17 protein-coding genes are annotated in these 14,674 nt (G+C 57.4%); 13 read left to right on the top strand and 4 right to left on the bottom strand.

All coding sequences use genetic code 11. The features are described 5' to 3' along the window. Positions 1-38: 38 nt before the first annotated feature. From secB to DV711_RS16945, 3 genes are read right to left on the bottom strand one after another with little or no spacing between them, the layout of a single operon-like run. Positions 39-548 carry a protein-export chaperone SecB gene (secB, locus tag DV711_RS16935; protein ID WP_114696919.1) on the bottom strand — a complete coding sequence of 170 codons (510 nt, stop codon included), beginning with the start codon at positions 546-548 and terminating at the stop codon, positions 39-41. A gap of 39 nt (positions 549-587) precedes the next feature. After that, a complete protein-coding gene (gene grxC / locus DV711_RS16940) occupies positions 588-845 on the bottom strand; it encodes a glutaredoxin 3 (RefSeq protein WP_114696920.1) in 258 nt (85 codons plus the stop codon). A 38-nt stretch (positions 846-883) separates the two neighbouring features. Then, positions 884-1,300 (bottom strand): rhodanese-like domain-containing protein, encoded by a 417-nt coding sequence (locus DV711_RS16945; RefSeq protein ID WP_114696921.1) that lies wholly within the window; start codon positions 1,298-1,300, stop codon positions 884-886. A gap of 247 nt (positions 1,301-1,547) precedes the next feature. Between DV711_RS16945 and DV711_RS16950 the strand changes: the two genes are divergently transcribed. From DV711_RS16950 to DV711_RS16975, 6 genes are all read left to right on the top strand, one after another. Continuing rightward, complete coding sequence (locus tag DV711_RS16950; protein ID WP_114696922.1) at positions 1,548-1,808, top strand: hypothetical protein; 261 nt, start codon at positions 1,548-1,550, stop codon at positions 1,806-1,808. Beyond that, entirely contained in the window at positions 1,792-2,778 is a 987-nt protein-coding gene (locus DV711_RS16955) for an SEL1-like repeat protein (RefSeq protein ID WP_114696923.1), read from the top strand. The genes DV711_RS16950 and DV711_RS16955 overlap by 17 nt, the downstream gene beginning before the upstream one ends. 101 nt (positions 2,779-2,879) lie before the next feature. Then, on the top strand, positions 2,880-4,424 hold the full coding sequence (gene gpmI / locus DV711_RS16960) for a 2,3-bisphosphoglycerate-independent phosphoglycerate mutase (RefSeq protein WP_114696924.1): 1,545 nt from the start codon (positions 2,880-2,882) through the stop codon (positions 4,422-4,424). Beyond that, on the top strand, positions 4,421-5,587 hold the full coding sequence (locus DV711_RS16965; protein WP_114696925.1) for a murein hydrolase activator EnvC family protein: 1,167 nt from the start codon (positions 4,421-4,423) through the stop codon (positions 5,585-5,587). The genes gpmI and DV711_RS16965 overlap by 4 nt, the downstream gene beginning before the upstream one ends. A 41-nt stretch (positions 5,588-5,628) precedes the next feature. Then, a complete protein-coding gene (locus tag DV711_RS16970; protein ID WP_114696926.1) occupies positions 5,629-6,930 on the top strand; it encodes a S41 family peptidase in 1,302 nt (433 codons plus the stop codon). Then, the gene (locus tag DV711_RS16975) at positions 6,930-7,775 is read left to right on the top strand and encodes a divergent polysaccharide deacetylase family protein (protein ID WP_207802676.1); all 846 of its coding nucleotides are present in this window, start codon (positions 6,930-6,932) and stop codon (positions 7,773-7,775) included. Before DV711_RS16970 ends, DV711_RS16975 begins: the two co-directional genes overlap by 1 nt. A 15-nt stretch (positions 7,776-7,790) precedes the next feature. Here the strand turns inward: DV711_RS16975 and DV711_RS16980 are convergent, their stop codons facing one another. Then, positions 7,791-8,186, bottom strand: coding sequence for an acyl-CoA thioesterase (locus DV711_RS16980; protein ID WP_114696927.1), 396 nt, complete (start codon positions 8,184-8,186; stop codon positions 7,791-7,793). Between the two features lie 185 nt (positions 8,187-8,371). Between DV711_RS16980 and DV711_RS16985 the strand changes: the two genes are divergently transcribed. The 7 genes from DV711_RS16985 (at position 8,372) to DV711_RS17015 (ending at position 14,441) form a co-directional block, all read left to right on the top strand. Then, entirely contained in the window at positions 8,372-9,364 is a 993-nt protein-coding gene (locus DV711_RS16985) for a PstS family phosphate ABC transporter substrate-binding protein (RefSeq protein ID WP_114696928.1), read from the top strand. 617 nt (positions 9,365-9,981) lie between these two features. Further along, the gene (locus DV711_RS16990; protein WP_133297481.1) at positions 9,982-10,437 is read left to right on the top strand and encodes a hypothetical protein; all 456 of its coding nucleotides are present in this window, start codon (positions 9,982-9,984) and stop codon (positions 10,435-10,437) included. A gap of 39 nt (positions 10,438-10,476) precedes the next feature. After that, entirely contained in the window at positions 10,477-12,018 is a 1,542-nt protein-coding gene (locus DV711_RS16995) for a hypothetical protein (protein ID WP_114696930.1), read from the top strand. A 51-nt stretch (positions 12,019-12,069) separates the two neighbouring features. After that, entirely contained in the window at positions 12,070-12,702 is a 633-nt protein-coding gene (locus tag DV711_RS17000; RefSeq protein WP_114696931.1) for a hypothetical protein, read from the top strand. 107 nt (positions 12,703-12,809) lie between these two features. Then, positions 12,810-13,172, top strand: coding sequence for a roadblock/LC7 domain-containing protein (locus DV711_RS17005; protein ID WP_114696932.1), 363 nt, complete (start codon positions 12,810-12,812; stop codon positions 13,170-13,172). A 49-nt stretch (positions 13,173-13,221) separates the two neighbouring features. Next, the gene (locus tag DV711_RS17010) at positions 13,222-13,683 is read left to right on the top strand and encodes a PAS domain-containing protein (RefSeq protein ID WP_114696933.1); all 462 of its coding nucleotides are present in this window, start codon (positions 13,222-13,224) and stop codon (positions 13,681-13,683) included. Between the two features lie 11 nt (positions 13,684-13,694). Further along, entirely contained in the window at positions 13,695-14,441 is a 747-nt protein-coding gene (locus DV711_RS17015) for a phosphate/phosphite/phosphonate ABC transporter substrate-binding protein (protein ID WP_114696934.1), read from the top strand. The last annotated feature ends 233 nt before the right edge of the window (positions 14,442-14,674 follow it).

Consider the following 14,674-nt stretch of genomic DNA (forward strand, 5'->3'; position numbering starts at 1 on the left):
GGGCTGATCCATGACGGTTTTTTTGAGCCTGTGAAACCTTAGTGGGTTTCGGCGCTCTGGGCTTCTGCCTGCGCTGCGGCTTCAGCGTGCTGCTGTACCTGCTGGGCAAACAGCGCATCGAAGTTAACCGGCGCCAGCATCAGGGCCGGGAAGCTGCCCTTGTTGACCAGGGAGTCGATGGTCTCACGGGCGTACGGGAACAGGATGGTCGGGCAGTAGGCACCCAGGGTGTGCTGCAGCTGGGCTTCTTCCAGACCGCTGATACCGAACAGGCCGGCCTGCTGGATTTCGACCAGGAAGGCGTTCTCGTCTTCGCACTTGACGGTGACGGTGACGGTCAGGACCACTTCGTACAGCTCGTCGTTCAGGGCGCGGGTACGGGTGTTCAGTTGCAGGTCAACCTTGGGCTGCCACTGCTGGGTGAAAACCTGGGGCGCTCCCGGAGTCTCGAAAGAGGCGTCCTTGAGGTAGATGCGCTGGATGTTGAAAGTCGGTTGGGCGGCCTGCTCGGCTTGGCCGTTCTCCGGGGTGTTGTTCTCTTCGGACATGGTTGTTCCTTAGGCTTGTTCGTAAAATTTGAGGTTGGTTCAGGCGCTCAGTAACGGATCTAGCCGCCCCTGTCGTTCCAGCGCAAACAGCTCGTCACAGCCGCCGACATGGGTGTCGCCGATAAAGATCTGCGGCACCGTACGACCGCCGTTGCTGCGCTTCATCATCTCGGCGCGTAGCTGCGGCTGTTGATCAACCCGGATCTCATCGAACTCGGCGCCCTTCTGTTCCAGCAGCATTTTGGCTCGGATGCAGTAGGGGCAGTAAGCGGTGCTGTAAACGGTAATGTTTGGCATGGATGCGTTCTCGCCAGTCACTTCATCAGGTTACTTCTTTATTTCTTTACCACTGGCAGGTTCTGGCCTTTCCATTCGGTAATGCCGCCGGATAGGCGAGTGACGTTGTCAAAGTTCTCGTTGTTGAGCAGCTTAACCGCCGCCGAGGCGGTTTGGCCGAGGTTGCAGACGATGATGATCGGTTTGCTGCGGAATTTTTCCAGTTCGCCAACGCGACGTTGCAGGTCTGCCAGCGGGATATTGACCGAGTCGGTGATATGGCCGGATTTGAAATCTTTCTTGGCTCGGATATCGACGACGGCGGCGCCTTCCTTGTTGATCAGCTGGACCGCGGCGTGGGTCGACAGTGCGGTGCCGCCTTTGCGCGATTCGGTAAACAGCAGCAGGCCAAGGGTGGCAACCAGGGCGGCGAACAGTTCCCAGTGATTGGTGGCGAATTCGATCATTTGATCCATGGGTACAGGGTTCCAAAGCTATGAAAACAAAGCGCACAAGTATACCCGGATGCAGCGACTGAAACCATGCTGTGGCGGTCATGTTGTGGTTAAGTTATGACCGTCTAGAGACTGCTTATGAATACTCTTTTTTAACTATTGTCATCACTATTGAAAGTTATGATGATCAAAATTCATTTGTGATAAATCTAAAATAGGTATATCTTTCCTAAACACTGAAATGATCACTAAATAGTTATTTTTAACCATGCAAGAACGCGAGTTAAAGCTGCTCTACAACGCCGGTTTTTTCGAGCTGTGCCGTGCTGTGCCGGTATCGATGGCCAAGGGCTGGACGCTGAAATTCCGCACCAAGGACAATCGCGAAGAGACGTTGATGCTGCAGCGCGGTCAGCGTGAGCGGGAGTTCAAAAGCTTGGATGGGGCTGTGTCGGTAGCGCGCAAGATCGGTTTTGATTGGGTGCGGGTCGAAATCGGTGAGATACAGTGGGATGAGCAGGTCGGTTAAGCGGCGGCTCGCGGCGCTATGGCTGAGTCTGGTGTTGGTCGGTACCGGAGTTGGCCTGGGGAGCGCTTCGGCGCAGGCGGCGGAAGATCGTCTGCAAGCACTGGTTGTTCAGCTGCAGCAGGGGCAGGTGTCGGATTGGGCGGTGCATTTGAAGGGGATGCACAGCGCCGACGGCCTGTTCCTGCTCGGCTGGCTCCTTGAAGGGGGCGTTTACGGGGTTGAGCAGGACCTGGATTACGGCCAACAATTGATCCAGCAGGCGGCCGAGATGGGCCATCTGGGTGCCATCGATTACTGTTGGCAGCGCTGTCTGGTACTGACTCCGGCGATCCGCCAACATCTGCAGCAAGCCGCGGTGCGGGATCAGGCGCATGGGCTCTATCTGCAGTCCCAGCTTGGCGCTACGCCGGAGTTGCCCAGTCCGGATCGAATGCTGCTGGAGGCTGCGCGCCAAGGCCATCCGGATGCGTTGGGAACACTCTACGTGGATCACTTCGTTAACTGGTCACGCCAGAAACGCAGCCTGGATCAGGCCGAGACCAAGCTCAAGCGCTGTGTCGATGAGGGGATCTCGATCTGTTATTACCTGCTGGGTGCGTTGTTCGAGCGCCACGGTGATCATCAGCAGGCGCTGCTCTATTTTCAACTTCTGCAACTGGTCGATCGAACGCTGTTCGATGCCTATGTGTCTGAGGCTCATATGGAGCAGCTGATGCTGCGGATTCCCCAGCCGGCGCGGGGGTTGATCCGCAACCGCGCTGCTACCCAGTTGGCGTTACGGGCGGCAACCGGAAACGATCGAATCGACCGTTTCCGTCAGTGCGCCGATCAGGCCGGTTACGACTGTGTGGCAAGGGTCTCGCGGGGTGATGATCGATGCATGTTGAGCTACTTTGAAAGCTCCCACCTGCGCGAGCTTCGAGACAGCCCCGGTTACCGCCGTTGCCTGGAACAGTTGGCGCTGCGCTGATTCCGTTCTGATCAGTGGCCCTTGCGCTGGTTGTCTGGTGCTCAGCGCCTGCTCAGAGTAAAATTACCCGCCATTTTCAGCCTCGCAGGAATTATCCCGCCATGACTCAGTCCAAAGCCGCCACTGCTCTGATCATCCTTGATGGTTGGGGTGTCAGCGACAATCCCGAAAATAATGCGATCTTTGCCGCCAAGACTCCGACCTGGGACCGGATCTGGGCTGAGAATCCACGTTCGATGGTGGCGACTTCCGGGATGGCGGTTGGTCTGCCGGATGGTCAGATGGGCAACTCCGAGGTGGGCCATATGAATATCGGTGCCGGTCGGATCGTGTACCAAAACTTCACCCGTATCACCAAGGCGATCGACGACGGTACGCTGTTTGACAACGCGGCGCTGGTGCAGGCGATGGACAAGGCGATTGCCGCCGGCCGGGCCGTGCATGTATTGGGCTTGTTGTCTCCGGGCGGGGTCCACTCCCACGAGCAGCACCTGCAGGCGCTGTGTGAGATGGCGGCCAAGCGTGGCGCCAAGCAGATCTTTGTTCACGGCTTCCTGGATGGCCGCGATATGCCGCCGCGCAGTGCGCAACCGTCGATTGAAGCGATGCAGGCCAAGCTGGAAGCACTGGGTGTCGGTGCGATCGCCTCGCTGACCGGCCGTTACTACGCCATGGATCGGGATAACCGCTGGGAGCGGGTACAAACCGCCTATGACGCCATGACTCAAGGCCGGGCGCCGTTCAAGAACAGCGACCCGGTGCAGGCCCTGCTGGATGCCTACGCCCGTGACGAAAACGATGAATTCGTCCAGGCGACCCTGATTACCGATGCCGACGGTCAGCCCCAGGGTCTGATCGCCGATGGCGACGCGGTAATCTGTGCCAACTTCCGTCCCGACCGGGCGCGCGAGATCACCCGTGCCTTTGTCGAGGCCGATTTTGATGGCTTTGAGCGTGGCGCTCGCCCGGCGCTGGCCGACTATGTGATGCTGACCGAGTATGCCGCCGATATCGATGCGCCCTGCGCGTTCCCGCCGGAGAGCATCAGCAACGGCCTGGGCGAGCACATGGCGCAACTGGGCAAAACCCAGCTGCGGATCGCCGAGACCGAGAAATATGCCCACGTGACCTTCTTCTTCAACGGTGGTCGCGAGCAGCCCTACGAGGGCGAAGAGCGAATTCTGGTGCCGTCGCCGGACGTGGCGACCTATGACCTGAAACCGGAGATGAGCGCCCCGGAAGTCACCGAAAAGCTGGTCGGCGCGATCGAGTCGGGCCAGTTCGACCTGGTGGTCTGTAACTTCGCCAACCCGGATATGGTCGGCCACACCGGCGACTTCGACGCCGCGGTGAAGGCGGTCGAGGCGGTGGACCAGTGCCTGGGCCAGGTGTTGGCGGCGCTGGACAAGGTCGGTGGTCAGGCGCTGATCAGCGCCGACCATGGTAACGTCGAGCTGATGGCCGACCCCAGTACCGGTCAGGCCCATACCGCCCATACGCTGTGGCCGGTCGGGCTGGTCTACAATGGCCCGCAACCGATCAAGCTGGAAGACGGCTGTCTGGCGGACCTGGCGCCGACGTTGTTGGGGCTGATGGATCTACCGGTACCGGCCGAGATGAGCGGCCGTTCGCTGCTGGCCGAGTGAGCCGAACCCTGGTCTTGAAACCCGGCTTCGTGGCGGCGTTAGTCGCCACGCTGCTGTTGTTGTGGCAGCCGTTGCTGTCGGCAGCGGACAAGCAGCAGACCCAACAACAGATCAACAAACTGCAAACCGATATCCGAGCGTTGGAAAAGCGCCTGCGCTCGGCCAAGGGGGAGCAGCAGCAGCTGAGCAACGCGCTGCGCAAAGCCGAAAAAGAGGGTGGTCGGCTGAGCCGCCAGGTAAAGCAGAATCAGCAGCAGATCGACAAGCATAAGCAGCAACTGGATAAGTTGCAGCGCCAGCAGCAGCAACTCCAATCCAACCGTGATCAGCAAGTTCAGGCCCTGTCCGACGAAATCGCGGCGGCTTATCGTACCGGTCGCCAGGATCGGCTGCGGCTGCTGTTGAATCAGCAGCAGCCCGAACGAATCACCCGCTTGCTGCGTTATCACCAGTACTTCTCCGATCACCGTACCGAGGCGTTGGCGCAGCTGGACCAGACGCTGGATGAACTGACCCGGGTCGAACAGCAATTGAGCGAGCGACAGCAGGCGCTGCAGACGGAGCAGAAGCAGTTGTCGGCCAGCGCCGATAAGCTGGCCAAGAGTCGCCGCTCGCGCCAGCAGGCGCTGTCTTCACTGAATAAGAAGATCAGCGGCCAGGCCCAGTCGCTGAAGCGTCTGAAAACCGATCAGCAGCGCCTCAAACGGATGCTGAAGGAACTCCAGCAAACCCTGGCACTCAATGAATTAAAGGTCTCGACGCAGGCATTTGCTAAGCTCAAGGGCAAGCTGCCGTGGCCGACTAAGCGAACCAGGGTGCTGCGGGCCTACGGTAGCCGCAATTCCCAGGGCGTTCGTGGTGACGGTATTCTGGTCGGCGGGCGTAGCGGGGAACCGGTCAGCGCAATACATCATGGCCGGGTGGTTTTCGCTGACTGGTTGCTGGGTTACGGTTTGTTGCTGATTCTGGATCATGGTGATGATTACATGAGCCTCTATGCTCATAATCAGAGCCTGATGCGACAGGTGGGAGACTGGATCGCCAGCGGTGAGCAGGTCGCTACCGTCGGCGACAGTGGTGGCCAGGGTAGTGCCGGGCTCTATTTTGCGATACGTCATCAGGGTAACCCGGTCGATCCGATCCTGTGGTTAAAACGACGTTGAGCCATAGCCGGGGCGAAGGTTTGCCCCAGAAAAGGACAGGTATGAAGAAAACAGCCAAACAACTGACTGCGATACTGGCTTTGGGTTTTGGCCTGGGCTGCGGTGTGACTGTGGCCGAAGAGCAGCAGAGCGAGCCGAAGCCGCCTTTACCGCTGGAGGAGCTGCGCACCTTCGCTGAAGTCTTCGAGCGTATCAAGGGCGCCTATGTCGAGGAGGTCAGCGATGCCGAGCTGCTGGAGAATGCGGTCAAGGGGATGTTGAGCGGCCTGGATCCCCATTCCGCCTACCTGGATCCGAAGGCGTTCGACAGCCTGCAGGTGAATACTAGCGGAGAGTTTGGTGGCCTCGGGATCGAGGTTGGCATGGAAGATGGCGCGATCCGGGTGGTGGCGCCGATCGATGACACACCGGCTCAGCGGGCCGGGGTGCAGCCCGGTGATCGGATCGTCAAGCTGGATAATAAGCCGGTGCGGGGGCTGGACCTGATGCAGGCGGTCAACCTGATGCGCGGTAAGCCCGGCACCAAAATCGAACTGACCATCATGCGCGATAACCAGCCGCAGCCGCTGGTGCTGACCCTGACCCGGGCGGTGATCAAGGTCGCCAGCGTCAAACAGCGGATGTTGGATGATAATTTCGGCTACTTGCGGGTATCGCAATTCCAGGTTCATACCGGCGATGACTTGGTCAAAGGGATCGAAAAACTGAAGCAGCAGGGCCAGCTGCGTGGCTTGATTCTGGATCTTCGCAACAACCCGGGCGGGGTGTTGCAGGCGGCGGTCGAGGTCAGCGACGCCTTCCTGGAAGAGGGGTTGGTGGTTTATACCAAGGGGCGGATTCAGCAGAGCGATCTGAGCTACAGCGCGACGCCGAAGAATCCCAGCGGCGAGCTACCTGTGGTGGTGTTGATCAACAGCGGTTCAGCCTCGGCATCCGAGATCGTGGCCGGCGCACTGCAGGATCATGGGCGCGCCGTCATCATGGGGACACCTAGTTTCGGCAAGGGCTCGGTGCAGACGGTGCTGCCGTTGGCGAATGAGCGCGCCTTGAAGCTGACCACCGCACGCTACTTCACACCCAATGGCCGCTCGATTCAGGCCGAAGGTATCGTGCCGGATATCGAGGTCGAGCAGGCGACGTTGACCCGACGAGATACCCGCCAGCGGGTCAAGGAGGCGGATCTGGTCGGTCATCTGGACAATGGCAACGACAGCGCTGCAGCCAATGACAGTGACAATGGCCGCAGCGACTCCGATACCAAGCTGCTGGAGAATGATTACCAGCTCAATGAAGCCTTGAATCTGCTCAAAGCGCTGTCGATCGTGGCGGTCAAAGCCTCCTGATGAGTCGGCGTTTCCGGGCTCTGACCTCGGGCATCTTAAGATCGCTGGCGCTGCTGTTGATGGTTGCGACAGCCAGCGCAGCGGTACCTGCTCCTGCGGCCACTGCCGAGGTTCAGCCCTCCGATGTCAGCGATTCGGTCAGCCAGCCGGCATTGGTGATCATTATCGACGATGTCGGCGATAACTATGCCCGTGGCCTGGCGGCGGTTGAGCTGCCCGGTCCGGTCACCTATGCGGTTCTCCCCCACAGTCCATTCGGCCCGAAACTGGCTCGTAAGGCCTATGCCGATGGCAAGGATGTGATCCTCCATGCTCCGATGCAGAACACCCGGGATCGCCCGCTCGGACCAGGGGCGCTGACGGCGGACCTGGGGCGGCAGCAATTCCGCCAAGTCCTGGAAGGGGACCTGGATGTGATTCCCCATGTGCAGGGATTGAATAACCACATGGGCAGCCTGTTGACCACGTTGCAGCCGCAGATGAATTGGGTGATGGAGCTGGCGCGAGAGCGGGGACTATTCTTTATCGACAGCCGGACTACGGCGTCGAGTGTCGCCTGGGAGACGGCGCGGCGTTTCGGTGTGCCGAATTTGAAGCGGGATGTGTTCCTTGACCATGAGCGCACCACCGAGTTTGTGCATCGACAGTTTATCAAGGCGCTGGCGATCGCTAGACGCCATGGCAGTGCGGTGGTGATCGGTCACCCCTACCCGGTGACGGTGGATTATCTGAAGCTGGCGTTGCCGCTATTGGATGAACAGGGGATCCGGTTATTGACGGCCTCGGCGCTGATCATGGAAAAGCAGGAGCGACTCCGGCTGGCCAGCCGCAATCAATCGCCTTAACCCGCCAATTTTCTGCTAATCGTTGGGCAGGCGCCGGATCCGACCCTGTTGGTCGAGAGCTACCTGAACGGTTTCCGCCTCGGTAATTTTACGCAGCCCGTGACCGTCGTGGCAGCGACCCCAGACCTCTACCTGAATCCGGATGGAGGAGTGACCGGTATCGACGATCCGGGTATGGAAGCTAAGCAGAGTACCGACCAGAACCGGCGACATCAGCTCGATAGCGCCGATCGAAACGGTCGCTACCCGGCCGCTGGCAATCTGGGCCGCGCGGGTTTCGGCCGCTGTGACAATCTGGGCCGATAGCCAACCACCGTAGATATCACCAAAAATATTACGACCCTCTTGCGAGGCCGGTAACTGCAGGGTTAGCTCGCCGTCGGGGGCGGGCAGGTTATCTTGTTCGGACATTATTATTCTTCGGATTAGAGGGCTGAAAGGCGCTGCGATCATAGCATTCGCCGGTGACTATGTAATCAATAGCTCAACGGCAGATTTTCTTCGGTATTCATATAAGTGTCATATAACGACCCTATAGTGGCCAGCAGTTACTTAATAACACTGTTAGTCGAATGAGAATGACTCAGGAGCAATCAATGAGCGTTAAAAAACTGCTGGCCGCTGTAACTCTGGCCGCTACCGGCATCAGCGCCGGTGCCCAAGCATCTGACCTGCTTGACCCGAATCTGCCGATGTACGACAAGACCAGCGGTGTCTCTGGTAATCTGTCCAGTGTCGGTTCCGACACCCTGGCTAACCTGATGACCCTGTGGGCTGAAGACTTCAAGCGTCACTACCCGAACGTCAACATCCAGATCCAGGCTGCGGGTTCTTCCACTGCGCCGCCCGCTCTGACCGAAGGAACTTCTAACCTGGGTCCGATGAGCCGCAAAATGAAGGACAAGGAGCTGGAAGCCTTCGAGAAGAAGCACGGTTACAAGCCGACTGCGATTCCGGTTGCTATCGACGCCCTGGCGGTATTCGTACACAAAGACAACCCGATCAAGGGCATGAGCATCGCCGATGTTGATGCTGTTTTCTCCAGCACTCGTAAGTGTGGTGCTGCGGCTGACGCTAAGACCTGGGGTGATCTGGGCGTAACCGGTAACCTGGGTAAGCAGACTGTACAGCTGTACGGCCGCAACTCTGTATCCGGAACTTACGGTTACTTCAAGAAGAAGGCGCTGTGTAAGGGCGACTTCAAGAGCAGCGTAAACGAGCAGCCGGGTTCAGCTTCTGTTGTCCAGTCTGTTTCTACCTCGCTGAACGGCATCGGTTACTCCGGTATCGGCTACAAGACCTCTTCTGTTCGCGCGCTGCCGCTGAGCAAGAAAGGCGACAACTACATCTCCGCGACTCCGGAAATGGCGGTAACTGGCAAGTACCCGCTGTCTCGCTTCCTGTACGTTTACGTCAACAAAGCGCCTAATAAGGCTCTGTCTCCGCTGGATCGTGAGTTCATCAAGATGGTGATGTCCAAGTCCGGTCAAGAGATCGTTGTTAAGGACGGTTACATCCCGCTGCCGAGCAAGGTTGTCGAAAAGACCCTGGCCAGCATCGGCGTCGACATGGCAATGGCTGCCAAGTAAGTCGAATCCAAGCTTGAGGTACCGGCGACGGTGCCTCGAAAATCAGGGACGAACCCCAGGGAAGCAGGATGCTTCCCTTTTTTATGTGCAGTATCTCAACCCTATCGAGACGACGGGAATCCTCTCCATGCTTGGTTTGGGGCTGGCTCGTTCTCGAATGGATGGGCCTGAGTGGGGCGCTGAACGACGATCTAATGACTTAGATCAACATGCATGAAATGCCTTCCTCGGCGGCCAGATTCTTTCCGACAGGCAGCCTGACCTGTAAGTCTTCTTCCGAACCATCATTTATGCCTTCGAGCTTTTTGATTTCCGAATAATCGAAATTCAAGCAAATACACTGGCTTAGGTTGGAACATCATGGAATAGAGATGCCTAGACGATGGATCAAGTTGCCTTTGCTTTGTTTCGCTAGGATCCCGACAGATCATCGTCTGTTGAGAAAAATCTAACACAGAGATTAGATTTACTAACTATTAAACTAAATGGGATATGGTTTAATCCCTTAAATAAATTGTTGTTATAGAAAGCAAAATTGACAAATGTCACTAATGATTTTTGTCAGCTGGCGAGGAAGGTTGTCTCGTCATTCGGGAGTTAAGACTGAGGGATTAATCGTGACTGTCGCTTTGCCATTGGACCTGGAGCGTTCACCGTCGACCATAAGTGCTGAAGCCGAGTGTTTGGACCGGGTTCAGGCCGCTTTTGAAGTTATGGCCTGTGATTCGTTGATCTACCGCGGCGACCAGCCCCGTCGTCTATTGCTGCATCTTGGCCGTCAGGTCGCGGCTCGACCCAAATTATTGTCCCTCCATGTGCGCCGAATCTTCTTATCGATTCAGCTAGGCGATCGGCAAGAGTTGCTAGCAGCCTTGGCTGATCTGTGCTGGGTATTGGAAAGTCGCGGACAGTTGCTGATGAAACGGCTCATTCAGCAGGCTGGTGCGCTACTCAGCGGTGAGCAACAGCAATTGTTAAGCCGTTATCTTGAATGTCCCGACCCCGATTGTCTTAAGCAGCTGGTTCCTCAGCGCTCGGTGCTGATCAACGGCGGCTTCAGTTTGCAGCTGTAAAGCCGGATTGACTAGAGATTCACATAGACAGGATGTCCGATGAAAATGCTGTACGCTTCCGCCACCGTAGGTTCTAAACTCAAGCGCATTGCGCCGTTGGGATTTGATCGTCCTACAGAGGCGCTGATCAAACTTTGTATCGAGCGTCAGCCGGAGCTGACCCTGAGTGGGCCGGAGCAGGCTGACCTGCTGGTGATTAATGGTGATCAGAGCGAAGCCCCGGAACAGCTACAGCAGCGTTACCTGAAGCAATACTCGCAACCCGGTGTATTGATCAGCCGGCGACCGATGGAGTGGCCCGGTTTTACGCGCTTGGAAAAGCCTTTCAGCAGCGAACAGTTTGTCGAAGCGTTACAGAACGCGGCACAGCTGGCATCGCAATCTAAAGTCGTTGAACAACCCGATCTGGCAGCGGCGTCGGGTGCCACGGCAAAAGGTCAGGATCGACGCAGCGATGCCTATCAAGCCTATTGCAGTCGGGTTGCCGCAAGTCAGAGCGCCTTGCAGCAAATGCAGCAGAACCGTAAGCAACAGAGTCAGCAGGCTTCGTTATTGAAGGTCCGGTTGCAGCAAGGTCTTGAGGCCAGTCGGCGAGCGGCGGAGGATGCTGTCCAGCAGCTGCAACAGCAAACTGAAGCGGAACAGGCGGCACCGGTTAAGCCGACTAAGCCCAAGCCATCAACAGCGCGCCGGCCAAAAGCAGAATCCAGCTCCAAGGCTAAGCCGCAAGCGGTTAAGAAATCGACGCCCAAGACCGCTAAGCCCAGGGTCGATGCGCCTGCCCCTGATCCTATCCCTACCGATTTTGTTCGGCCGGCCGTAGGCGGGAACTATCTTGAGCTTGATCTGCCGGTCACCGAACCGAAACTGTTGCCCGAACCACCGGTGGTAGCCTCCACACCGGTGTTGCCGACTGCCTCACCTGAAGGCATTGCCGCTGAGCCGATGAACCCCGTTCAGAAACCGATGGACAGGGCGATGATTGATCGTTGCTGCGGTCACAGCCCGGATCTCAATCTGCGCAATCCGAACAGCCGGCGGCGGGCTTTTTTCAATACCGAAGGCTGCTTTATGACCTGGCTGCCAAAGGCGGTCAACAAGGCTCGGCTGAATCAGATGCCGGTGCAGATCTCCGGTCTACCAAGCCCGCTGATCTATCTACCCGAACAGGATTGTTTTTGGGGGGATTTCGATCAGGAGCTGTTGTTGCAGTACTGCCTGAGTAAGTTCTCGATAGGCGAGCTGACGCTGCGCAGCCGCCCTGATCTGGTAGCAATCGAGCCTCAGGGAAAGCTGGCCGAACCGTTACTGGAGTCGCGGCAGGCGCTGATCTGGAAGGTGGCGCTCTGGACCACCCGCGGTCGTCTGACCGAGCAGTTGGAACCGGAAACCATCTACACCCTCAATTTCAAACCCGACTTCAGGCAGTTGCTGATGACCCCCGGTGCGGAACATATCACCGAACTCTGGCATCAGCAGAGTCTGTCGGCCACTGATCTGATCCACCGATTGAAGCTGCATCAGCGCTTTGTGTTCGCGTTTATGTCGGCGGCCAATGCGCTGGGCTGGCTGCAGCGTTAACCCGGCAGCTATCGAGTGATGTCCTAAACCAAATTCAGGAGGAATGTTCTGGTGCTGGATGAGTCTTATCGGAACCAATACGTCCAGGTGACCCCGGCTGGGGCCTACTATGCCACGCTCAATTCTGCGGCCGATGACGCCCGCACTCTATTGTTGCAGCTACTTAGCGCGGATATCGCGCTGCCCTATAGCAACGCGCTGATCACCGGCATTACCGGGCTTAGCCCGGAACCAGCGGCCGAGCTGTTCGACCGGCTCTATCGCAAGGGCTTCTTCGAGTTGTTCAAGCAGCCAGCGACGATCGTTGATGAAGGGCTGGAGAAGATGCTGCCCGAACTGCTGCCGGCCCTGTCGAGCACCGGACGGGTGGTGCTGGCCGATGACCAGGGCTTTTGCTTGGGCTGTGTAGGGTTTGAAGAACCCCACGCCGAAGCGTTGTCGGCGATGACCGCTGACCTGATTATGCTGTACGAGCGCCACCACGACCTGCTGGCTCAACAGCTGGGGGTCGACGGCGAGTCCTGGGGGCTGCTAGATCCGCTGGGTCAGAGCCAACTCGGATTCTGGGTCGTTCATATCGGCAGTAAGAAATTTGCCCTGATCATCGATGAGGCGCCGCAACTGAATCAGGCGGCGACGGTCGAGCTGTTAAGTGCGCTGGCACGACGCTATATCGGTTTTTAATTCATCAATTAACCCCTACAAGCCTTCAGGCCAGATCGGGCCTGGAAGAATACGTGAGGGTGGGGATCAAGGTGGTGCCCACTCGATGTGTAGACAAGGAGAACGTTATGCGCTCAGAAATGTTGACTTCAATTTTAAGCGATCTGAACGGCACCTCAGCCGATATCGAAGCGTCCGCGGTGATCTCGACCGACGGTCTGATGATCGCTGCGCTTTTGCCTTCCGGTATGGACGAAGACCGGGTTGGTGCGATGAGTGCGGCGATGTTGTCGCTGGGTGAACGGACCGCTAAGGAGCTGGCTCGGGGTGAGCTGGAGCAGGTGCTGGTCAAGGGAGATCAGGGCTATATCCTGATGACCCATGCCAACGAAGAGTCGGTTCTGACCGTGGTCGCCAAGCCCAACGCCCGACTGGGTTTGATCTTCCTCGATGTTAAGCGTGCCGCCGAGGCGATCGGTCCGATCCTATAACCGGCTGATCACGGCAAGTAGAACCCGTTCACTAAGCAAGGCGAGCAATATGGAAGATCAAAATAACGACGATGGTCGTATCGTTACGATCACCTATTACGGCGGGGCTACCCGCGAGGCGTTGATCGTCGACCATGAGGTGCCCTACCCGGACGGTAAGCTGATTGTTTCAAGAACCGATCCGAAAGGCTTTATTACCCACGTAAATCAGGCCTTCGTTGATATGTCCGGTTACAGTCGCGAAGAGCTGATCGGGGCTAATCACAACATCCTGCGCCATCCGGATATGCCGGCGGTCGCATTCGCCGGTCTGTGGGAAACGTTGGAGACTGGCACCAAGTGGCATGGCTACGTCAAGAATCTGCGCAAGGACGGCGCTTTCTACTGGGTCAAAGCGACGGTGATTCCTAACATTCGCGACGGCGAGGTGGTGGGCTATACCTCGGTCCGACGCAAACCTTCGCGTTCAAAAATCCGTGAGAGTGAAGAACTCTACGAAACGTTGAAGTAAGGAGATCCGCAATGACTTTAAATCTGACGGTCAGTCCTGACTTTGCTCCGGACCATATTGCCGGTTGGTATTTCTTCAATACCTGGTTGCAGCGACAGCTCGGTAATGCCGTGCATCTGGAGCTCTACGACAGTTTTGAGGAGCAGCGTCAGGACCTTCGTGCCGAGAAGGTCGACCTGATCTATGCCAACCCGTACGACGCCTCAATGCTAGTTCGCGAGTTGGGCTTTGAGGCTATTGCCCGGCCTCTGGCTCAGCCGGACGAGACCATTATCGCCTGCCGGGAAGATGCTGAGTTTGAGAGTGTCGAAGATCTGCAACCCGGCACCCGGGTGGCCACCACCAGTGATCCCGATGTGCACACCATGGGGATGATCATGCTGGAGCCGGCTGATCTGGACTCGTCCAATATCAGTATCGCCCAGCGCAGCAACTATGTGTTGGTGGCCAAGAGCCTGCTCAAACGCGAGGCCGATATCGGCTTCTTTCTGAAGGCGGGTTATCAGGACCTGTCGGCGTTGATCCAAAACCAGATGAAGGTGCTGGTCACCAGTCAGATCAGCGTGGTTCATCACACCCTGCTGGTGGGGCCGGGTATGCGCGAGCAGATTCCACTGCTGCAGGAGCGGTTGCTGGCGATGCACGAAGACGACAAGGGACGTTCGGTGCTGGAGAGTCTGGGCATTGAACAGTGGGAGAGCATGGATCGGGAGCGTACCGAATTCATGATCGACCTGATCGATACCCTGATTCCGTAAATCGGCTGCACTTTCACGGGGAGGCGCCTGGCTCCCCGTTCTTTCTTTTTACTTTACTCTTTCTCTACTTCCTTACCCTTTCTTTATCTTTACTCCCGATAAGCGCCGCTGACCATTAGCCTTTTCAAGGCGTTGACGTCATTTCGTCGTGACGGCCACATCGTATTGTCATATGGCCTCCCCACAATGCCTCAAGCTGCGCTTAAACCAATACGGTTTTATGTCGCTTTTAT

It is taken from the genome of Motiliproteus coralliicola, from assembly GCF_003345655.1.
GTDB lineage: Bacteria > Pseudomonadota > Gammaproteobacteria > Pseudomonadales > Balneatricaceae > Motiliproteus > Motiliproteus coralliicola.